Below are 21,125 nucleotides of genomic sequence, written 5' to 3'. Positions count from 1 at the left end.
ATAAAATACTTTTTCCAAAATCGGCTAAGCCCCGATGATAGTTGGCGTTACCTCTTGCTTTACCTGCACACTAAACGTACAAATCTTTAACTTTCTGTTTAATAAAATCGATAAATAATTTGGTTTTGGTGTGGTTGTATTCCAGCTTAGGGTAGTAGGCGTAGGCCGATAAGCGTGGTTGCTTAAGGGCTGGTAGCACCGGGACCAATAAGCCTTGGTCGATTTCTTTTTGCACCGTCCCGGCGCCCCCTAAAATGATCCCCATGCCAATCACCGCGGCACTGACCAAGGCTTCAGGGTTGGGTGAGACAAAATTACCGGACAATTGTAAGCGGGTGCCATCTTCAAACACCCGCTCTTGAGGCTGATGCGAATTACCGTAAAGCAAAATATTATGCTGGGTAAGTTGCGCTGGCGTGGTGATGGGCGGATGGCGCTCGAGGTAGGCAGGGGCAGCAAAAAAGCCAGGTTGAAAATCAAATAATTTGGCGGCGATGTAGCTGGCGGAGTTAAAGTACTCGAGTTCACGACTGATCACCACGTCCAGATTCAGATCCGGCAGCTGGCCAGGGGTGAGGGTGGTGAGTTCGACTTTGATTTTCGGATAAATCTCAAGAAACTCAGCAATAAAGTTGACCAGAAAGCGGTTCCCTGTCACCAATGGCGCACCGATACGCAATACACCACTGACCTCACCAAAGGTGGAGGTGGTCTCACTGACTAATTGTTGCCAGTCATCGACCCACGTCTTGGCGCGGTGGTAGAAGAGATCACCCGCATCTGTCATCGACAAACTGCGTGTAGTGCGTTTGAGCAATTGAACCCCCAGTTGGCGTTCTAGCCAGCTTAGGCGTTTTGACAGGGCAGAACTTGAGGTGTGTAGCTTGGTGGCCGCTTGGGCCAACGAGCCATGATCCACCACGCAGATAAAGCTTTGTGTACAGGTAATCCAGTCCATGAGTCCTCGTTGCGTAAAAAGACAGCCACCGATTCGTGGTCTAGGCATTCACATTATGATAACCAAGCCTGATAATAGCGGCTACTAGCCCCCAAAGGCGACCCAAGTCAGCAGAGAATCATGGATAGAACAGCCAGTGCGATCAAAGTCAGCGGTATGAAGCTGACCAACCGACTCGTTGCATTTGTCACGCTTATTGTGGTGTGTGCCATTTTTGTGTTGTTTATCGGCGGTGCGATCAGCTTCCGCCAATTGGGGATTGATTTCATCTCGCATTATGTTGACGGCATGGTTGAGGTGATTGATCAAGAGATGGCCAGTGACCAGCGTGATAACCAATACTTTTCGCGCTGGCTTCCCAAGATGCTTAAAGCCAGTGACGTGACGTCCCTCACTATCTACTCGGACGCTGGGATCTTGTATCAATATGAGCAAATTCAATACCAGGCGGTGACCAATCAACAGGTAATCTCTCGTGATATACCGCTCGATAGCAACCCAGGGTTTGCGGTCAAACTGACCTTTGTGCCGCCGTATGCGGAGTTTGCCTATTCCATTGGTCCATTGTCCTCCTTATCGGCGGCGATTTTGGTGATTGTCTTGGGGCTCACATGGGGGATCCGTTGGCTCCGGCGTCAGCTGTATGGCAGTGAGGTGCTTGAGCAGCGTGGCCGACTGATCTTAGCGGGGCGACTCGATGATGCGCAGCAAGGTGATAGCCGCGAGTGGCCGATCCCGGCAAGCGCGGCGTTAACGCAACTGATCGAAGAGCTTAAAGAAGCGCGCCAAGAGCGTAGTCGTTTTGACACCTTTATTCGCACCAACACCTTCTTAGACCAACTCACCGGCGCCGCGAATCGCGTGATGTTTGATAATCGCTTGCACACACTAGCCAGTGATGATGCCAGCCAAGGCAGTGTGATCCTAGTGAGGGTGGCGGAATGGGAAGATCTGGTGGCGCAGCACGGGCAAGAAGCCGCCGATCAATTGATTCAAGCGATTGGCAATGTTCTGTCGAATGCGATTCAGCGTTTTCCGGATGCCGTGTTGGCACGTTATTTTGCCTCGGACTTTGCCATTTTGCTGGTCAACCAAGCGGGAGAAGAAGTGCATCCCTTTTTAGCGCAAATCACCAATGCGTTAGATAAACTCGCGCCACCCGAGGCGTTGGATCAAGATAATTGGTTCCACCTTGGGATGACCTCATTTGGCGCCAGTGAGCGACGTGGGCGACTAATGGATGAAGCCGAACGTGCACTTAAAGCGGCGGCGCTAACCGGCCAGAATGGTTGGTCACAGTTCGACAAACAACTAAGCCAACTGGATAAACGTGGTAGTGTACGTTGGCGCACCTTACTCGAGTCGGTAATGGCAGGAGAGGGACCGATGCTTTATCGCCAACCGGTGTTTGCGCGAGATGGCAAAACCCGCCTTCATTATGAACTTTTAGGCCGAATTAAGGACGAAAAAGGCAAGGTGCTTAAGGCCTCGCGCTTTTGGCCAGGGGTCGAATGGGTTGGCATGGACGTGGCGTTTGACAAGGCGACCGTGGGTCGCGCGCTGTGGTGGCTAAAAACGCGTGACTACATCGATAACTACGCCGTTAATGTAAGTGCGTACTCACTTTGTCAACGTGAGTTTGTGGTGTGGTTGCGCGATATGTTGCTACAAACGCCAAGAAGTACATTGAATCGCTTACTGGTGGAAGTGTCTGAAGGCGCTTTGGTTTCACACTTTGATGCGGCGCGGCCTTGCTTACGAATGATTGCCGCGTTAGGGTGCCGTCTAGTTGTTGACCAAGCAGGTAGAACGATAGTAAGCACTCACTATGTTAAAGATATTCAACCCGCTTATATTAAGCTTCATCGTAGTTTGGTGCGCAATATCCACCAACGGCCAGAGAACCAGCTGTATTTACGCAGCGTGTTAGGTGCTTGTGAGGCTACCACCACCGAGGTACTGGCGGTAGGCGTGGAAACTAATGAGGAATGGTCAGTGGTGAAAGAACTGGGTGTCGCGGGCGGACAAGGGCGGCTGCTTGGGGCGGAAATGTCTCCGCACCCAGCACAGAAAAAACGCCGCCGATGGGGGAAGCGATGAGTCAAGTCATCAAGCTCTCCCATCAACAAGGACGCGGGTGGTTAGAAGCCTTACTAGTGGTCAGTATTTTGTCGGTGCTGGTGGTGATTGCGATCCCTAAGTTCTACGATTATGAGGCGGATGCTAATGTATCCGCGTTAAAAGGTTTAAAAAGCGGCATCGACAGCGCCATGACGCAAACACACGCGTTGGCCGAGAAGAAAAAAGTCAGTGATCAGGCGGAACAATCACTGACCGTCAACGGCACGTCCATTCGTGTGTCTTATGGCTACCCTGAGGCAAGTGCTTTGCCTGAGTTAGTGACGGCGCTGAAGGATGCAACGCGTTGGCAGTTGCGACGCTATCCAGAGAAAAATCGGGTCGACTTTATCTGGCGGCTCCCTGATCAGCCAGCGACGGATTGTTACTTAACGTATTACGAGGCAACGGCGTCAACGAAGGCATCGACGCAGTTGGTGATTCATCAGTCATGCCAATCACCGACCCGATAAAGATAAAAGGAATAATGCGTTTTTGATGGAAAAACCATCAAAATGACAGCGCATTGAAAAAAAACACAGATCTCATTCAGGTTTACAGCACCGTATCTTGCCGCTTACCTTGCGCGTTGATACATTTAGCTCAATTTGTCTGATTTCATAGCTTGCAGGATTAATCGACCATCATGTTTAAGAAACTTCGCGGGATGTTTTCCAACGATCTATCCATTGACTTGGGAACCGCCAATACACTGATTTACGTAAAAGAACAGGGCATTGTTCTGGATGAGCCGTCTGTTGTCGCTATTCGCCAAGACCGTGCAGGCTCTCCCAAGAGTGTGGCTGCTGTGGGTCATGATGCGAAGCAGATGCTGGGTCGAACACCGGGGAACATTGCCGCGATTCGTCCAATGAAAGACGGTGTGATTGCTGATTTCTACGTCACCGAAAAAATGCTGCAGCACTTTATTAAATCGGTGCACGATCACAGCTACATGCGTCCAAGCCCGCGCGTCTTGGTGGCCGTACCTTGTGGCTCAACCCAAGTTGAACGCCGAGCTATCCGTGAGTCGGCATTAGGTGCCGGTGCACGTGAAGTCTATTTAATTGATGAGCCCATGGCAGCGGCGATTGGCGCAGGCTTGCCGGTATCAGAAGCAACGGGTTCGATGGTGATCGATATCGGCGGTGGTACCACAGAAGTGGCGGTCATTTCGCTTAATGGCGTGGTGTATTCATCGTCGGTACGTATTGGTGGTGACCGTTTCGATGAATCGATTATCAACTACGTTCGCCGAAATTATGGCAGCTTGATTGGTGAAGCCACCGCAGAGCGCATCAAGCATGAAATCGGCTCCGCTTACCCAGGCGATGAAGTGCGTGAAATTGAGGTACGTGGTCGTAACCTTGCTGAAGGGGTGCCGCGTAGCTTCACACTTAATTCCAATGAGATCCTAGAAGCGCTGCAAGAGCCCCTAACTGGGATTGTCTCTGCGGTGATGGTGGCGCTAGAGCAATGCCCACCAGAGCTGGCGTCTGATATTTCTGAGCGTGGCATGGTGATCACCGGTGGTGGTGCGCTGCTGCGCGATCTTGACCGTTTGCTTACCGAAGAAACCGGCATTCCAGTCGTCGTTGCCGAAGATCCGCTGACTTGTGTCGCACGTGGCGGAGGTAAAGCGCTAGAAATGATCGATATGCACGGCGGTGATCTTTTTAGCGAAGATTAACGTGACTGCGCCTACAAACAGGTCGTTTTCATTATGAAACCTATGTTTGGCAGAGGACCCTCTCTGCAACTGCGCCTGTTTTTCGCTCTTTTACTATCAGTCAGCCTTATGCTGGCTGATAGTCGTCTTGATGCGTTCGCAGGAGTGCGTTATTTCCTAAACACGCTGGTGGCACCGCTACAGTATGCGTCCAACGTCCCGCGCGACACCTTAGATGAACTGGTGATGCAGTTTCGCTCTCATCAACGTTTAGTGGCAGAGAACCGCGCATTGCGAAAACAGGTGTTACAACTGGAAAGTGACCAGCTTCTTTTAGCGCAGACAGAGCGCGAAAATCAGCGCCTACGCGAGCTACTGGGCTCGTCGTTTATTCGTGACGAACGGAAAATGGTGGCTGAAGTCATGGCCGTTGACTCGGACCCTTATAAACATCAAGTCATGCTAGATAAAGGGCGGACCAATGGGGTTTATGAAGGGCAACCGGTAATCAACGAGCACGGGGTGGTTGGCCAAATTGCGTATGTGGGCGCCCACAATAGCCGCGTTCTGCTGCTGACCGATCCCACCCATGCGATCCCGGTTCAGGTCATGCGTAATGATATACGGGTAATTGCCTCTGGGCGCGGGTCGACCCACTACATTGGTTTAGACAATATTCCTAGCAGCACGGATATCAAGGTGGGTGACAAGTTAGTTACCTCGGGACTGGGCGGTGTCTTTCCTGAAGGCTACCCGGTTGGTACGGTGACGGAGTTTTCGTTTGATAATAAGCGCCCATTTGCGCAAGTGCGAGCCACCACAGCAGTGAAGTTTGATCGCCTGCGTTATCTGCTTTTGGTGTGGCCAACACCTGAAAAGGGCGAGAATGCACGCCCGGATCAACCTGTCGCGCAGCCGCCATCAGACACCGCACCATCACCTGATACAGCGCCATCTCCAGATGGTGAGGGAGAATCGCCGTAATGGCAAATGTGACATTTCGCGGCCAGTTTGTAATTTGGCTCTCTTTTATCATAGCGCTGATTTTGCAAGCCGCGCCCTGGCCGGGGGAGCTTGCACCCTTTCGTCCTTCTTGGGTATTGCTGGTGACGTTTTATTGGGTGCTGGCATTGCCCCACCGGGTTAATGTCGGTACCGCGTTAGTACTCGGCCTCTTATGGGATTTGATGTTGGGCTCGACCCTTGGGGTGCGTGGCTTGATGATGGCGATTTTGGTTTACATCGTCGCGCTGAACTTTCAATTGTTACGCAACATGTCTTATTGGCAGCAGGCACTCTTATTGGCATTGCTGACCTTGGCGGGAAAATTGATCGAGTTCTGGGCGGAGTACTTGGTGTCTAACGTACAGTTTAATCCAGAGCAGCTTTGGGCGGGTGTGCTCAACTTTATACTCTGGCCTTGGATCTTCCTATTATTGCGCCGTTTACGTCGTCGCTTTGCCATTCGCTAACGCACTAATCGTAAAGAGGTATCATGAGCTTTGATTTATATCTGGCCTCGGGGTCGCCTCGGCGTCATGAACTGCTCACCGAGATGGGCGTGAATTTCTCCCGTGTCGTGGTCGATGTGGAGGAGCAACAACAGGCCGGTGAGTCGCCTTATGCTTACGTGTCTCGCTTATCGCAAGACAAGGCACGGGCAGGGGTCGTGCAAACCGGTGGCCATACCCCAGTGCTCGGTGCTGATACCATTGTGGTTGACGGTGAACAGGTCCTCGAAAAGCCTCATGATAAAGCGGAGGCGATCCGAATGCTTAAGCAACTGTCAGGGCGCGAACACCAAGTGATGACAGCGGTCACTGTCGCCAATGCCATGAAGCAGATCACCACTGTGGTGACCACCAAGGTGTGGTTTTGTACGCTAAGTGACGAACAGATTGAGGCTTATTGGCAATCGGGCGAGCCAGTCGATAAGGCTGGCGCCTATGCGATTCAAGGGCTGGGCGGTAAATTTGTCACCCGGATTGATGGAAGCTATCACGCCGTGGTTGGTTTGCCACTGTATGAAACCGAGCAGCTGCTCAAACAATTTTCGGTCTGAGCGCACATCTGTCGCTAGACCTCACTTTTGAGAGATTCGGGGAAACCATGAGTGCGGAACTGCTAATAAACGTCACCCCCAGCGAGACCAGGGTGGCGATGATTGAGGGGGGGAACCTCCAAGAGATCCATATCGAGCGAGAAGCCAAACGCGGTATTGTAGGCAATATCTACAAAGGCAAAGTCAGTCGTGTGTTGCCTGGCATGCAGGCAGCCTTTGTCGATATTGGCCTAGAGAAGGCCGCGTTTTTACATGCCTCAGATATTGTTCCCCATACCGAGTGTGTGTCGGAAAATGAGAAGCAACAATTCCAAGTGCGCGATATCTCCGAGCTGGTTCGCCAAGGGCAAGATATTGTGGTGCAAGTGGTCAAAGATCCGCTGGGCACCAAGGGCGCGCGCCTTACCACCGATATTACCTTGCCTTCGCGTTATCTGGTCTTCATGCCAGGTGCGGCCCATGTTGGGGTATCACAACGCATTGAAAGTGAAGACGAGCGTAAACGTCTCAAAAGTATTGTCAGTGATTATTGCGACGAGCTCGGTGGCTTTATTATCCGTACCGCCGCTGAAGGGGCAACAGACAATGAAATGGCGCAAGATGCTGCCTTTTTAAAGCGTTTGTGGAATAAGGTGTTAGAGCGCCGCACGCGTTATCCAGCCAAATCCATGCTGTATGGTGAGCTGGCACTGGCACAGCGCATCGTGCGTGACTTTGTGGGTACCGAGCTGGATTTAATTCGGGTTGACTCCAAGCAAGCCTATGAAAAGCTCCAAGAGTTCACCTCTGAGTTTGTGCCGGAGCTGGCCGACAAGCTGGTGTATTACGACGGTCAGGTGCCGATTTTCGATATGTATGATACCGAAAATGAAATCCAACGCTCGTTGGAGCGCAAAGTCCAGCTCAAGTCTGGCGGCTACCTGATTATCGATCAGACCGAGGCGATGACCACCATTGACATCAATACAGGCGCGTTTGTTGGGCGGCGGAATCTGGATGAGACTATCTTTAATACCAATATTGAGGCCACACGCGCGATTGCTCGCCAATTACGGCTGAGAAACCTCGGTGGGATCATCATTATCGATTTTATCGATATGAGCACGGATGAGCACCGGCGTCGCGTGTTGCACTCTCTTGAGCAAGCGCTCAGCCAAGACAGAGTGAAAACCAACATCAATGGTTTCACTCAGCTAGGGCTGGTGGAAATGACACGCAAACGCACGCGAGAAAGTATTGAACATGTACTGTGTGGTGGCTGTCCAACCTGTGATGGGCGAGGGTCGGTTAAAACCGTGGAAACCGTCTGCTATGAAGTGCTACGTGAAATTACTCGCGTTAACCGCATTTATGAAGCGGATAAATTTGTGGTGTACGCGGCCCCTGCGGTGATTGAGGCATTGGCAGAGGAAGACTCGCACCTTGTGGCGGAGTTAGAAGTGTTTATCGGTAAGCAAGTGAAAGTGAAATCCGAGCCGTTATACACGCAAGAACAGTTTGACGTAGTAATGATGTAATCCATGACCTGGGTGAGAAGGGGTATGCGCTGGCTTACGGTCAGCGTGATCAGTGTGATAGTGATAACCGCCCTACTAGTCGGCGGTTTGCGCTTTCTATTGCCCAATATGGAGATCTTGCAAGCGCCGCTCCGGCAGTGGGTATCGGCGCAAACCGGCTTTAGCGCACAACTGGATGGTATTGCGGGCCAGTGGCGCAATCTGACGCCGTCACTGCGACTCGAAAACGTCGCGCTCGCCACCAGCGACAACGGCCCCCCGCTGTTAACCGCTCGCGCAATCAGTTTGCAACTGGATGTCTCTGCCACCCTCATTCGGCGTCAGCCGGTATTCTCCCATGTCACACTCGACGGCTTGGTGTTTGATACCGGTCAGCTACCAGATAAAAATACCCAAGCGGGCGTACGCGAGCGGCTAGAAGACTTATTCCTGGCGCGGTTAGGGCAATTTTCGATCCCCAATGCCAAGGTGATCCTGGTCACCCCTTCGCTGGAAACGCAGACTCTGGTGATCAGTGACTTGTTTTGGCGCAATAACCAAGGTGAGCACCAAGTACAAGGGCGACTAGGCATGCAAGGCACGCAACTGGAAAAGGTGCGTGTTAATGCTGCCTTCCGCGAAACCGACGGCTTGAGTACGTTAACGGGAGATTTTTATTTGGCCAGTGAGGCGATGGATATTGCCCCTTGGCTGACCCAACAGCTCACACCATCCGCCACCATCAACACCGCGCGTTTAGATGCAAAAGCCTGGGTCAGGGTGGAGCAGGGGCGTGTCGACAATGGACTGTTGTCGATTGATCATTTCGCGTTAGCGTGGCAAGAGGATGAGCGTCAAGCGAAGCAATGGGCGATAAAAGATAGCCATGTTCAGTTGCAGGCCTTGGATGAACAGACATGGCGCCTCGACACGGATGGACTATGGGTACAAACCGGCACGACCACGCAAGCGGCAATGTCACAGCTTTCTTGGCAGGGGGCATTAGACAACTGGCGTCTCAATGCGGCCGACGTCGATATTGCCTCTTTACGGCCTTTGCTTGGGCTTGCCAGTCAATCGGCGCAACAGCACAGTGTGGCGGCCGCGTTGTCCCCATCAGGTCAGATCCGCTCCTTAGCGTTGAGTAAAGCACCCGACGCCCCGTTACGTTATCAAGCCAAGCTCGAAGCGGTCTCAGCCAAGCGCTGGGGCTACCTGCCGGCGTTCAAAGGCTTGAGCGCGACGATTTCTGGGCAAGGCCGACAAGGCCAAGCTGAGCTAGCGCTGGGGGCACAACCTCTGCCGTACGGGGACTTTTTTCAAGCACCGCTCCCGCTTGAGCACGGCAGTTTAACCCTGAATTGGCAGCAAACGGATCGTGGCCTGAGTGTATGGAGTGATAAGGCCAAGGTGCGCGGGGCAGACGTGCAAGGCTCAGGCGCATTTCGTCTGGATATTCCCTCAAAAGGCGCGCCTTTTTTGGCGTTATACGTGCAGGCTGACGTATCTGATGCTGGACAGACATGGCGCTATCTCCCCACTCGAGCATTGCCAGACTCCTTAACCGATTACCTTTCTCGCGCCATTCAAGCCGGACGAGCCAAAGACAGTGAAATTCTTTGGTTTGGAGCCCTCGACGCTTTCCCTTACTCAGATCACAGCGGTATTTTCCAAGCCATGGTGCCACTTCGCGGCGGGGCATTTAGCTTTAACACTGCTTGGCCGACGTTGACGGAGCTCGACGCCCGTTTACTGTTTGAAAATGCGCGCTTAGCGATTGAAGGTGATCATGTTCGTTTGGGCGACGCCGTCAGTCGCCAAGTGCAGGCTGAGATTGCCGATATGACCCAGCCGGACAGTTACCTCGATATTAACGCGTCATTGGCGGCAACCGGATCGGCTGTCCGTCAATACATGCTGGCGACGCCTTTGGTCGATACGGTGGGAGCGGCCTTGACCCATGTGCAAGTCGATGGGCTTGTCAACGCTGACCTAGGACTCGATATCCCGCTCAATGGTGAGCAACCTCATGCAGAGGGGAGGGTTCGCTTTACCGGCAACCAGGTATCGATTCAGGCACCCGATATGCAACTGGATAACCTGTCCGGCGAGCTGGCTTTTAGTGACGATACCCTGACTACCCGATCGATGCAGGCGCAGTGGTTAGGGCAGCCGATCAGTCTTGGCTTTAGTGGAGAAACGGTGGAGGCCGGGTATCAGCTTGATTTAGATCTCGACGCTGATTGGGATGTAGTGCCATTGCTGGACACGCTTTCGTTGCCACTTGACCCCTATCTGGCGGGCGGTGCACGTTGGCAGGCGGGGCTCGATTTAACCTTAAATGACACCGGTTTTGATTATCGGCTCGGTGTGGATGTTGATACCACGCCGCTGCAGTCGACGTTGCCGGCCCCGCTTAACAAGCCACGCTGGCAAAAAGGGCAGGCGCGTATCGAGGCGACGGGAAACAGTGAAGGCTTGACGGGGCGCGTGGTCCTGCCCAAAGTGAGCTATCACGCACGGATTGATACCCAAGGTCAGCGCCCGCAGTTTACAGCGAGTCAATGGCAGATTGGGGAGCCAGGGACCCGGCTATTGGCAACGCGTGATCATCGTTTTGATCTAAAGCTTGAACAACTCGATCTCGCGGCTTGGAAAAACGTCTGGGAGCAAGCCCGTCAATCTTGGCCGAGCGGCAGCGGACAATACCCTGCTTTACCCATGCCTCAGCGTATTAATGCCAAGGTTGATGCTGTCAGTGCCGACCCTTTAGCGTTTCATGATGTGTCTTTAGCCGCGCGACACAAAGCCGATGGCTGGGATGTGTTAATGGGCAGTCGTGAGCTTAGCGGGCAAGCCATGTGGCCGACACAAGGGCGCTTGAATGTTGAGATTGACCATTGGCATATCAATCGCCAGTTGACCGACGACGAGCAACCGACGGATACCCCTCTTTTTGAACCTGTGGATACACGGGCGACCCCGGAAGATAAAGCCTTGCTTGCCGCCATTCCGCCGACACACTTGGTGATTGAGGATCTGTGGTTACAAGGGTATCGGCTCGGACGCATTGAGGCGGTACTTGATAAGAAAGCCTCTCAGGTCGAGCTGTCTTCTCTGACGCTGGAGAGTGGGAAAAACCACGCGTCCATCAGCGGCCATTGGCTAATTGACGAGCAAGGCCACAATCAAACCGCATTGACCCTCGCGTTAGGCGGGGAGAGTACCTCAGATCTCATGGGACGGTTTGGCATCAGTGGTGGGATCCAAGACGCCAGCTTTTCGACTCAAGCCTCGTTAGATTACGCCGGCCTGCCTTGGCAGGTCGATATTGCCAGCCTTAATGGTGACATTCGCTCGGATGTAAAAGACGGCTATTTAAGCGGAGTGGGGGGCGCCGGTAAGCTGTTGGGGCTGTTCAGCCTTGATTCTATCTTACGTAAAATCCAGCTCGATTTCTCGGGCGTATTTGAAGATGGTTTGGCCTTTGATGACATTACCGGACGGGCTGTGATCACAAATGGAGTGGTTGTGACGGATAATATCCGCATGGATGGGATTGCCGGTGATATGGTTATTAAAGGGATTGCCAATTTGGTGACCAATCGCGTCAACGCCGATGTGCGGTTTACGCCGGATATTACCTCTGGGATCCCAGTACTGAGCGCGTTTGCGGTCACGCCGCAGACGGCGCTGTATGTGTTAGCGGTCACCACCGCCATTTCTCCCGTGGTGGACGTTTTCACCCAAGTCCGTTATCAAGTAAGCGGCCCGATAGGGACGCCCGATATCAGGGAAGTGTCGCGTGATAAAGAGGCACTCGCATTGCCGGCCGACGCGACGGAACGATTGCGCCAACAAGCAGAAAACGCCAAGGAGTGAGCATGATGAAAGCAGGTGTTGTCCAGATGACATCCAGCGCCGATCCCAGCCACAACATGAAGGCATTGCAAGCCAGTTTACATCGCTTGAGTGAACAAGGCGTCAAACTGGTGCTTACCCCAGAAAATGCCCTAGTGTTTGGCAGTAAACAAGATTATCAGCGCCATGCCGAGCGATTGGGTCATGGTCCACTGCAGCAACAGCTTGCCGAATTGGCCCATCATTATGACCTTTGGCTGGTGGTCGGCGCCTTTCCAATTCAAAACGACAACGGCATGTTAAGCAGTACCAGCTTGGTGTTTGATAACGCTGGGCATTTACGCGGCAGCTATGACAAATTGCACTTGTTTGATGTGGAAGTGGCCGATGCCCACGGGCGGTATTGTGAGTCTGACTACTTTGAAGCGGGTGACCGTCTCGCAACACTCGATACCCCCTTTGGCTGCCTTGGATTAAGTATCTGCTACGATGTGCGCTTTGCCCCCATGTATCAAGCGCTGCGTGCCCAAGGTGCCGACATTATCACTGTGCCGGCGGCCTTTACCCGCGTGACCGGTCAAGCACACTGGGAAACCTTGTTGCGGGCGCGAGCGATAGAAACCCAATGTTGGGTGATTGCGGCAGGGCAGTGTGGTGAGCACAGCAAAGGGCGCCAAACTTGGGGGCACTCGATGATCATCGACCCTTGGGGGCAGGTTGTGGCGTCACTGGGGAGTGAGCCAGGCGTTACCTGGGCTGAGCTTGATTTAAGTGTGGGGGAATCCATTCGGCATAAGATGCCCGTACTGTCTCATACCCGGTTGCAAAGCCAACTGAAATAGCGCACCCTCGGCGCGTTATCTTTTTTCTCGGCTGCCAGTTCGGCAGCCACAACCAAGAGTAAACGAATGAGTCTGGAACAGGTCGAAGAAACCTTGCTGCGCCCGGCGGGCGTAAGTGAGTCGCAACTGCATGCGACACTGGCGCACCTGAGCGGTCGCCAGATTGACTACGGTGATATTTTCTTCCAATCCACCTGGCATGAATCCCTCGCCTTGGAAGACAGCATCATCAAAGACGGTTCATTTAATATCGACCGTGGGGTCGGTGTCAGAGCGATCAGCGGTGAAAAAACCGGGTTTGCCTACTCGGATCAGCTCACCCCGGACGCCTTGATGCAAAGTGCCACCGCAGCACGCGGTATTGCTCCGACAGGGGGACAAGGCAAAGTGCGTGCTTTTTCAGCCGTACAAGCCAAACCTTATTATGGCCCGACGGATCCGCTTGCGAGTTTAACGCGCGAGCAAAAAATCGCCCTACTCAAAGAAATAGACAGCTATATCCGTGCCAAAGAGCCTCGAGTGAAAGAGGTAAATGCCAGCTTGAATGGCCTGTATGAGCAAGTGCTGGTGGCGGCTACTGATGGTACTTATGGCGCCGATATTCGCCCGTTGGTTCGCTTATCTGTCTCTGTGTTGGTTGAACAAGATGGACGCCGTGAACGCGGCAGTGCGGGAGGCGGTGGCCGTTATGGCTATGACGTATTCTTGCAAGAGCATGCAGGTAAGTCACGCGCGCTGCAATTTGCCGATGAAGCGATTCGTTTAGCCCTGGTCAACCTGCGCGCCGGCGCGGCACCGGCAGGCACCATGCCCGTGGTATTGGGTGCGGGGTGGCCGGGCGTACTTTTACATGAAGCTGTTGGTCACGGCCTTGAAGGGGACTTTAACCGTAAAGAGTCATCGGTATTTACCGGTAGCCTTGGCGAGCAGGTGACCTCTTCGCTGTGCACCATTGTCGATGATGGCACCATGAATGATCGCCGCGGCTCACTGAGCATCGATGATGAAGGGGTCCCGGGCCAGTACAATGTGTTAATCGAAAACGGTGTGCTCAAAGGCTATATGCAAGATAAGCACAATGCCAGCCTCATGGGCGTTGCGCCCACTGGCAATGGCCGACGAGAGTCTTATGCGCACCTGCCTATGCCACGGATGACCAATACCTACATGCTGGGTGGCGAGAGCTCGCCAGCGTCGATGATTGCCAGTGTGGAGCGTGGCTTATATGCGCCAAACTTTGGTGGCGGTCAGGTCGATATTACCTCGGGTAAGTTTGTGTTCTCCACTTCAGAGGCTTACCTGATTGAAAACGGTGAAATTACCACCCCAGTGAAAGGGGCGACCTTAATTGGCAGCGGTATCGAAGCGATGCAGCAAGTCTCAATGGTGGGGAATGATTTGGCCATTGACCCAGGTGTGGGGGTATGTGGTAAAGCCGGACAAAGCGTCCCTGTGGGGGTTGGACAGCCGACCTTGAAACTGGATGCGATGACGGTTGGAGGCACTGAGTCCTAAGTCTGCACGCCAGTGCGGGGCACTGGCGTGGCAGTTTACAGGCTTTGGTCGTAAAAGCTTTTGAGATACTGGAAAATTTCGCGATACGCCTTGGGCGGTTTGTTTTGTTGCTGCTCTTTTTTCGCCTGACGAGCCAGTTGACGTAACCGTTGACGATCGGCATCAGGATACTGCAAAAGCACATCGCTAATCGCACTGTCGCCTTGGTCAATGATGCGGTCACGGAGCTGCTCAAGCTTGTGAAGCTCGACCGTTTGCTGAGCATGCTTGTTTTGCAACTTATCAAGCGCAGCCTGAATCGGTTCAGGGTCGCGAGAGCGCATAAGCTTGCCAACATATTGCAGTTGGCGACGGCGCGCTTCGTTTTTCAAACGTTGTGCGTCGGTAATCGCGCTGAGCAAGTCATCGTCGAGCGGGAATTTTTCTAACACGGCTGGTTTGAGTTTGACCAGTGCTTCGCCAAGTTCTTGCAAGGCAAGCATATCGCGTTTCATCTCGGACTTGCTGACCCAGATGATCTCTTCCTCTTCCTCCCAGGGAGCGGGTTTATTTTTACGGCCCATGTTCAACCTCAGTGAGAATGTGCAATGACACGTATGTTAACAAGAAATGCGCCCAAACGCGGGCTTTTTTATCATAGGCGCGTGGCGCTGAGTGTGTCGAACTTGAATGCGAATCAAAAAGGTCAACTATGAGTGTGAAACAACAAGTCGCCGAGCAAGAGCAGCAACTTCGTCAAGCTGTCAGCCGTGCGCTCGACATGGCATCGGCCAAAAGTGACCAGGCGGAAGTGGCGATTACCAAAAGTACCGGCATCAGCGTCAGCTCGCGGATGGGCGAAGTCGAAAACGTGGAGTTTAATCAAGACGGTGCCCTTGGGATCACCGTATACTGTGAGCAGCGCAAAGGCAGCGCATCCACGACTGATTTGTCAGAAAAAGCGATTGCGAAAACCGTTGAAGCGGCGCTTGAGATTGCAAGCTATACCTCGCCTGACCCCTTTGGCGGCCCTGCGCCTAAAGCGTTAATGGCGTTTGACTATCCTGATCTCGATTTGTTCTATCCCGATGAGCCCGAGCCTGATACCGCCGCCGCCTTGGCGATTGAAGCCGAGCAAGCGGCGCTCAATCACGACAGCCGCATCAAATTCAGTGATGGTGCCAGCTATGACAGTCATTATGGTGTGCGAGTGTATGGCAACAGCCATGGCATGCTGGGCAGCTATCCCTCGAGCCGCCAAGCGTTAAGCTGCTCAGTGATTGCGGAAAGTGATGCAGGGATGGAGCGTGACATGAGCTACACCGTGGCGCGTGACAAAGCGGACTTATGGACACCAACATTTGTGGGAGTCGAAGCGGCCAAACACGCCGTGGCGCGCTTAAATCCACGCAGTGTCTCCACATGCCAAGTGCCAGTGATGTTCGATCGCAGTGTGGCGACCGGGCTGTTTGGCCATTTGGTGATGGCCATCAGCGGTTCAGCACTTTACCGCAAGTCCTCTTTCTTGCTCGATAAGAAAGGCGAGCAGATCTTCCCAGATTGGCTCACCATCAATGAGCTGCCTCATGTACGAAAAGGCTCCGCCAGTGCGCCTTTTGATAGCGAAGGGGTGATCACGCAAGACAGGCGTATCATTGAAAAGGGTGTACTAAACACGTATCTCGCCACCAGTTATGCTGCGCGTAAGCTGGGCATGGAACCAACCGGCCATGCAGGCGGTATTCACAACTGGTACGTTAGCCACACCGGCCAAGATGCCGATGCCATGCTAAAAACCTTAGGTACGGGATTATTGGTGACTGAGTTGATGGGACAAGGGGTGAACCCAGTGACTGGGGATTACTCACGGGGCGCGGCAGGCTTTTGGGTGGAAAACGGTGAGATCCAATACCCGGTGAGTGGGATCACCATTGCCGGTAATCTTAACGAGATGTTCGCTAACATTGTCGCGATTGGCACCGATATCGAAACGCGCAGCCAAATTCAAACTGGCTCAGTGATCATTGATGCAATGAAAGTCGCGGGGGAATAACGCTTAGGCCGCTAATCCCCCTCAGTGTGAGATCACCAAGCACGTATATCGTGCTTGGTGTTTTTTTATCCGGCGATAAACGCCAGCAATAGCACACCCAATACCAAGCGATAGATCACGAAGGGTAACATGCCCACCCGTGTCACCAGCTTTAAAAAGGCGTGAATACACGCATAAGCACTGACAAACGATACCAATAACCCAACCCCAATCGCGTCCATCGCCACCGGTTCTGGGCTGGTCGCAAGCTGTAGGCCTAGATAGGAGCCGGCGAGTGTGATGATAGGAATCGACATCAAAAATGAAAAACGTGCCGCGGCTTCGCGTGTATAACCGAGCATTAAGGCTGCGGTAATGGTCGCCCCCGAGCGCGAGGTGCCAGGAATGAGGGCAAGGGCTTGCGCAACGCCTATCAGTACCGCGCGGTAGGGCGTGGTTTGATATTCATCGCATGTTTGGGTCGCTTTGCGATCCGCCCACCACAATAAACCACCAAAAATCAGTGTGGTTGCCGCGATCACCCAGGCTGCTCGCAGGTAAAGCTCGATCACGTCTTTTAAGAACAAACCGGCCACACACGCCGGGATCGTGGCTAACACGATCATCCATGCCAATTGACTATCCGAGCTGTGCTCCCCTTTGAGTGAGGCAAAAAAGGCCTTAAGCAGACGCCACACTTCACGGCGAAAATACCCCACCACTGCGGCCAGTGTGCCGACGTGTACGGCAACATCAAAGGCGAGCCCCTGATCGGCCCAGCCAAAAAGCTGTGAAGGCAGAATAAGGTGTGCGGAGCTGGAAATAGGAAGAAACTCGGTTAACCCTTGAATCAAGGCCAGAAAAAAGGCTTCAAAGAGGCTCATGGTGCTTAAATATCCTTCAAATACGTTGGCGTCTCAATCGGCCATAGTGGTTGGTCTTGGTCAAAGGTCTGCCAAAGCTGGGCGAAGGTACGGCCATCGCCAGGAATAGCTTGGTTAGGGCAGAGCTCGGCGAGCGGACGGAGCGTGAAGGCAAACTTATAGATATCGTCTCGAGGCAACATGGGCCCTTTTGCCTGGCAATGCTCGCCAAACGTGAGTAAGTCGATGTCTATGGTGCGATCGCGGCATTTAGGATCGTTGCGCTCGCGGCCTTGTTGCGATTCAACGTCACGAACGGCTTGCCAAAAGTCCTGCAACGAAAGCGAGGTGTGAAGCTCGGCAATGAGGTTATAAAAATTGGGGCCGTCGAATCCCACCGGTTCGGCTTCAAAAATGCGTGAAAAGCGACAGTGAGGGTCGAGTTGACGTAAGGCATGAACGGCCTGTTCGATATGACGATCGCGCTCAATGTTAGAGCCAATACTAAGTAATGCTTGTGTCACCGTGTGCCTCGCTCTATGACTACACCCACGTTGTTGGCCTGCGCGACTGCGCCTGGCTTGGCTACCCGCACTTTAATCCAGCGGACGCCAAACTGGGTTTGGATTAAGTGAGCGACCTCTTCCGCGACACGTTCGATCAACGCACAGCGGCTGGCTTGTACATGGGCGATGACCGCCTCACTGATACTGGCATAATCAAGCGCCAGCGCCACGTCATCCTGTTGGGCGGCGGGTTGATTATCGTGCGCCATTTCAATATCCAACACCAACTTTTGCTGGATGGTTTGTTCCCAATCGTAGACACCGATAGTGGTGTACACGTCGAGTTGCTCTATGAATACGGAATCCATGTTTTTTCACACTCCGTGACAGGTCGGATACCACTGTGGTAAGAAAGTTCGTATTATTGGATGTGTTCATTGACAGATGGATACGCAATGCGTTCCGATCCATGATAGGTTTATCGATGAACGTCGGCGCACTATAGCAACGAATGCGGCACAAACTCTAGGGATTTCACATGACTGCACTGGCCATTGCCATCATCATCGCTGCCTACTTACTTGGCTCTGTGTCCAGTGCCGTGTTGGTTTGTCGAGCGTTTGGCCTGCCAGACCCAAGAGATCAAGGGTCGAAAAACCCAGGTGCGACTAACGTTTATCGCCTTGGTGGGCGTTTTGCCGCGGCATGGGTGCTGCTGTGTGACATGCTAAAAGGGATGATCCCCGTTTGGCTAAGCTACCTGATTGGCATTAACCCATTCCTGCTGGGCCTGATTGCGATTGCTGCCTGTCTTGGACATATTTATCCGGTCTTTTTCCATTTCCGTGGCGGTAAAGGGGTGGCGACCGCACTGGGCGCGATGGCGCCGATTGGTTTGAGTCTAACCGGCTTGCTGGTGGCGACCTGGGGACTGGTGCTTGTGTTGACGGGCTACTCCTCACTGAGTGCGATTGTAACAGCGATCGTCGCTCCCCTATTTACCTGGTGGATTAAGCCGCAATTTACCATGCCCGTCGCCATGCTTTCGTGTTTGATTTTGTTTCGTCACTACGACAATATCCGGCGCTTGTTGGATGGTGACGAAAAACCCGTGCTTCTTGGTTGGTGGCGACGTTAGCGACAGGGAAGAGGCAGGTTATACGCTGGTGCGTTAGTAGCAAAAAGGCAGCGTAAGGCTGCCTTTTTTCTATCAGGTTTGACCAATGTTAGGCGTCGTTGTCGACCGCGGCAAGCGTGTCGAGTGGCCAACGTGGCTGCGCTTTCACACCCAGCCCCATATGCTCGCCGTTTTTAAGCCGCTGCATGCCCGCATAGGCGATCATCGCGCCATTATCGGTACAAAACTCAGGGCGAGGATAGAACACATCGCCACCCCGTTTTTGCGTCAGCGCTTCGAGCTTTTCCCGCAAATGACGGTTGGCACTCACGCCGCCCGCGACCACTAAGCGATTTAGTCCGCACTGGTCTAGCGCACGCTTACACTTGATAGCCAGGGTATCGACCACGGCATCCTGAAACGCATAGGCAATATCAGCACGGGTTTGCGCATCCGTCTCATTGGCGGCAATGGTATTGGCGGCAAAGGTTTTTAACCCTGAGAAGCTAAAGTCTAAACCGGGACGGTCGGTCATCGGGCGTGGAAAGGTAAAACGGCCGTGGGTGCCGTTTTCTGCCAGTTTCGACAGCAAGGGCCCTCCTGGATAGTCAAGTCCCATCAGCTTGGCGGTTTTGTCAAACGCCTCACCGGCGGCGTCGTCAATTGACTCACCAAGAATGCGATACTGACCAATCCCTTTCACTTCGACCAATTGTGTGTGTCCGCCAGAGACCAACAAGGCGATAAACGGAAACGGCGGCGGGTTGTCTTCTAGCATCGGGGCGAGAAGGTGACCTTCCATATGGTGAACGCCTACCGCGGGGACTTGCCAGGCATAGGCGAGGCTTCGGCCAATGGTTGAGCCAACCAGTAAGGCACCGACCAATCCTGGACCGGCGGTATAGGCAATACCGTCAATCTGGGCGGGGGTGAGGTTGGCTTCTGCCATGGCTGCTTTAATCAGTGGCAAGGTTTTTTTAACATGATCGCGCGAGGCCAGCTCGGGTACCACGCCGCCATAATCGGCGTGCAGTTTTACCTGACTGTAAAGTTGGTGTGACAAGAGACCTGCGTGATCGTCGTAGATCGCAATGCCGGTTTCGTCACAAGATGTCTCTATGCCTAAAATGCGCATCATAACCTCAGGTTAACAGCCGATAGATTGTGTATTTAAGATCATTGCCCACATGATATAATGTGACAATCGAAGTGGAGAAGAGAGGGTCAGAACAGACTGACCGTGCGCGCAATCTTACATGGCTTAGAAGTAATTCGCCAGATGCGCTTTACATTCACCCCTTCTTCGGATTAGAATTTCGCACCATTTTTAATCAAGGCTGGCCAATTGTTCGCCAGCAGTAACTGACAACCCCCGAGGTGAAAGGCACATGCCAGTAGTTAAAGTACGTGAAAACGAACCATTTGACGTAGCACTGCGTCGCTTTAAGCGCTCTTGTGAAAAAGCCGGTATTCTTTCTGAAGTTCGCCGTCGTGAGAACTATGAAAAGCCAACTACCGTTCGCAAACGCGCTAAAGCTGCCGCTCAGAAGCGTCACCTGAAGAAGTTGGCACGCGAAAACCAACGCCGCGTACGTCTGTACTAATAAAGACAGATTCAGGAAGGTGCTATGGAATTGCTTGAACGTCTAAAAGACGCCCAGAAAACGGCGATGAAACAAAAAGACAAGGCACGTCTAGGGACGCTTCGCCTTGTTATGGCAGCCATTAAGCAGCAAGAGGTGGATACCCGTCAGTCGCTGAGCGACGACGAGATCCTGGCTGTGCTGACCAAAAATGTTAAGCAGCGCCGTGATTCCGTAGCCCAGTACCAAGCAGCCGGTCGTGATGATCTTGCCGAGACAGAGCTCGCTGAGATTGCGGTGATAGAAGAATTTCTACCCCAACCTCTAAGCGATGACGAGGTCGATGCATTGGTGAAAGCAGCGGTTGAACAATCCGGTGCATCGTCAATGCAAGACATGGGCAAAGTGATGGGGGTATTAAAACCCCAAGTTCAAGGCCGTGCTGATATGGGAAAAGTAAGCCAGCGTGTTAAAGCACACCTAGGCTAGCCTTTTCCCACTCTATAACAAGCCGTGCTTTCCTA

The 21,125-nt window shown here is 53.0% G+C and carries 20 protein-coding genes; 14 read left to right on the top strand and 6 right to left on the bottom strand.

The features are described from left to right. Positions 1-70 precede the first annotated feature (70 nt). On the bottom strand, positions 71-958 hold the full coding sequence (locus tag BZG73_RS10355) for a LysR family transcriptional regulator (RefSeq protein WP_046073884.1): 888 nt from the start codon (positions 956-958) through the stop codon (positions 71-73). A 120-nt stretch (positions 959-1,078) separates the two neighbouring features. Between BZG73_RS10355 and csrD the strand changes: the two genes are divergently transcribed. The 10 genes from csrD to tldD all read left to right on the top strand — a co-directional run bounded on the left by csrD (position 1,079) and on the right by tldD (position 14,521). Next, entirely contained in the window at positions 1,079-3,058 is a 1,980-nt protein-coding gene (gene csrD / locus BZG73_RS10350; RefSeq protein WP_046073885.1) for an RNase E specificity factor CsrD, read from the top strand. Beyond that, the gene (locus BZG73_RS10345) at positions 3,055-3,549 is read left to right on the top strand and encodes a hypothetical protein (RefSeq protein WP_077668242.1); all 495 of its coding nucleotides are present in this window, start codon (positions 3,055-3,057) and stop codon (positions 3,547-3,549) included. The genes csrD and BZG73_RS10345 overlap by 4 nt, the downstream gene beginning before the upstream one ends. Before the next feature lie 173 nt (positions 3,550-3,722). After that, complete coding sequence (locus BZG73_RS10340; RefSeq protein ID WP_046073887.1) at positions 3,723-4,766, top strand: rod shape-determining protein; 1,044 nt, start codon at positions 3,723-3,725, stop codon at positions 4,764-4,766. A gap of 33 nt (positions 4,767-4,799) precedes the next feature. Then, positions 4,800-5,729 carry a rod shape-determining protein MreC gene (gene mreC / locus BZG73_RS10335; RefSeq protein ID WP_077606033.1) on the top strand — a complete coding sequence of 310 codons (930 nt, stop codon included), beginning with the start codon at positions 4,800-4,802 and terminating at the stop codon, positions 5,727-5,729. Further along, positions 5,729-6,217: a rod shape-determining protein MreD gene (gene mreD, locus BZG73_RS10330; protein ID WP_046073888.1), complete on the top strand. Its 489-nt coding sequence runs from the start codon at positions 5,729-5,731 to the stop codon at positions 6,215-6,217. Before mreC ends, mreD begins: the two co-directional genes overlap by 1 nt. 23 nt (positions 6,218-6,240) lie before the next feature. Continuing rightward, positions 6,241-6,807, top strand: a complete 567-nt coding sequence (locus BZG73_RS10325) for a Maf family protein (RefSeq protein ID WP_046073889.1) — start codon at positions 6,241-6,243, stop codon at positions 6,805-6,807. Positions 6,808-6,854: 47 nt separating this feature from the next. Then, positions 6,855-8,324: a ribonuclease G gene (gene rng, locus BZG73_RS10320; RefSeq protein WP_046073890.1), complete on the top strand. Its 1,470-nt coding sequence runs from the start codon at positions 6,855-6,857 to the stop codon at positions 8,322-8,324. Between the two features lie 3 nt (positions 8,325-8,327). After that, the gene (locus BZG73_RS10315; protein ID WP_077668241.1) at positions 8,328-12,185 is read left to right on the top strand and encodes a YhdP family protein; all 3,858 of its coding nucleotides are present in this window, start codon (positions 8,328-8,330) and stop codon (positions 12,183-12,185) included. Positions 12,186-12,187: 2 nt separating this feature from the next. Further along, a complete protein-coding gene (locus BZG73_RS10310; protein WP_046073892.1) occupies positions 12,188-13,006 on the top strand; it encodes a carbon-nitrogen hydrolase family protein in 819 nt (272 codons plus the stop codon). A gap of 66 nt (positions 13,007-13,072) precedes the next feature. Beyond that, positions 13,073-14,521, top strand: a complete 1,449-nt coding sequence (gene tldD, locus BZG73_RS10305; RefSeq protein WP_077606036.1) for a metalloprotease TldD — start codon at positions 13,073-13,075, stop codon at positions 14,519-14,521. A 35-nt stretch (positions 14,522-14,556) separates the two neighbouring features. On the opposite strand, the gene yjgA is transcribed toward tldD, so the two are convergent. Then, complete coding sequence (gene yjgA, locus BZG73_RS10300; RefSeq protein WP_046073894.1) at positions 14,557-15,084, bottom strand: ribosome biogenesis factor YjgA; 528 nt, start codon at positions 15,082-15,084, stop codon at positions 14,557-14,559. Between the two features lie 128 nt (positions 15,085-15,212). Here yjgA and pmbA point away from each other — a divergent pair, with 128 nt between their 5' ends. Next, positions 15,213-16,553 carry a metalloprotease PmbA gene (gene pmbA, locus BZG73_RS10295; protein WP_046073895.1) on the top strand — a complete coding sequence of 447 codons (1,341 nt, stop codon included), beginning with the start codon at positions 15,213-15,215 and terminating at the stop codon, positions 16,551-16,553. A gap of 65 nt (positions 16,554-16,618) precedes the next feature. Here pmbA and BZG73_RS10290 read toward each other — a convergent pair whose 3' ends face one another. The 3 genes from BZG73_RS10290 to folB are packed head-to-tail and all read right to left on the bottom strand — an operon-like array spanning position 16,619 to position 18,269. After that, positions 16,619-17,416, bottom strand: coding sequence for an undecaprenyl-diphosphate phosphatase (locus BZG73_RS10290; RefSeq protein ID WP_077578657.1), 798 nt, complete (start codon positions 17,414-17,416; stop codon positions 16,619-16,621). Positions 17,417-17,421: 5 nt separating this feature from the next. Then, positions 17,422-17,919 carry a 2-amino-4-hydroxy-6-hydroxymethyldihydropteridine diphosphokinase gene (gene folK / locus BZG73_RS10285; RefSeq protein WP_077578658.1) on the bottom strand — a complete coding sequence of 166 codons (498 nt, stop codon included), beginning with the start codon at positions 17,917-17,919 and terminating at the stop codon, positions 17,422-17,424. Beyond that, the gene (gene folB, locus BZG73_RS10280) at positions 17,916-18,269 is read right to left on the bottom strand and encodes a dihydroneopterin aldolase (protein ID WP_046073898.1); all 354 of its coding nucleotides are present in this window, start codon (positions 18,267-18,269) and stop codon (positions 17,916-17,918) included. Before folB ends, folK begins: the two co-directional genes overlap by 4 nt. 170 nt (positions 18,270-18,439) lie before the next feature. Between folB and plsY the strand changes: the two genes are divergently transcribed. Continuing rightward, a complete protein-coding gene (gene plsY / locus BZG73_RS10275; RefSeq protein WP_046073899.1) occupies positions 18,440-19,039 on the top strand; it encodes a glycerol-3-phosphate 1-O-acyltransferase PlsY in 600 nt (199 codons plus the stop codon). A gap of 88 nt (positions 19,040-19,127) precedes the next feature. Here plsY and tsaD read toward each other — a convergent pair whose 3' ends face one another. After that, positions 19,128-20,153, bottom strand: a complete 1,026-nt coding sequence (tsaD, locus tag BZG73_RS10270) for a tRNA (adenosine(37)-N6)-threonylcarbamoyltransferase complex transferase subunit TsaD (protein WP_046073900.1) — start codon at positions 20,151-20,153, stop codon at positions 19,128-19,130. A gap of 253 nt (positions 20,154-20,406) precedes the next feature. Here tsaD and rpsU point away from each other — a divergent pair, with 253 nt between their 5' ends. Both rpsU and BZG73_RS10260 read left to right on the top strand, forming a co-directional pair. Then, positions 20,407-20,622 carry a 30S ribosomal protein S21 gene (rpsU, locus tag BZG73_RS10265; protein WP_046073901.1) on the top strand — a complete coding sequence of 72 codons (216 nt, stop codon included), beginning with the start codon at positions 20,407-20,409 and terminating at the stop codon, positions 20,620-20,622. A gap of 24 nt (positions 20,623-20,646) precedes the next feature. Further along, positions 20,647-21,090: a GatB/YqeY domain-containing protein gene (locus BZG73_RS10260; RefSeq protein WP_077578659.1), complete on the top strand. Its 444-nt coding sequence runs from the start codon at positions 20,647-20,649 to the stop codon at positions 21,088-21,090. The last annotated feature ends 35 nt before the right edge of the window (positions 21,091-21,125 follow it).

The organism is Salinivibrio siamensis, assembly GCF_001996005.1.
In the GTDB taxonomy this organism is placed as follows: Bacteria; Pseudomonadota; Gammaproteobacteria; order Enterobacterales; family Vibrionaceae; genus Salinivibrio; species Salinivibrio siamensis.
Note: the sequence above shows the minus strand (reverse complement) of the source record. Positions and strands in the feature narration are given on the sequence as shown.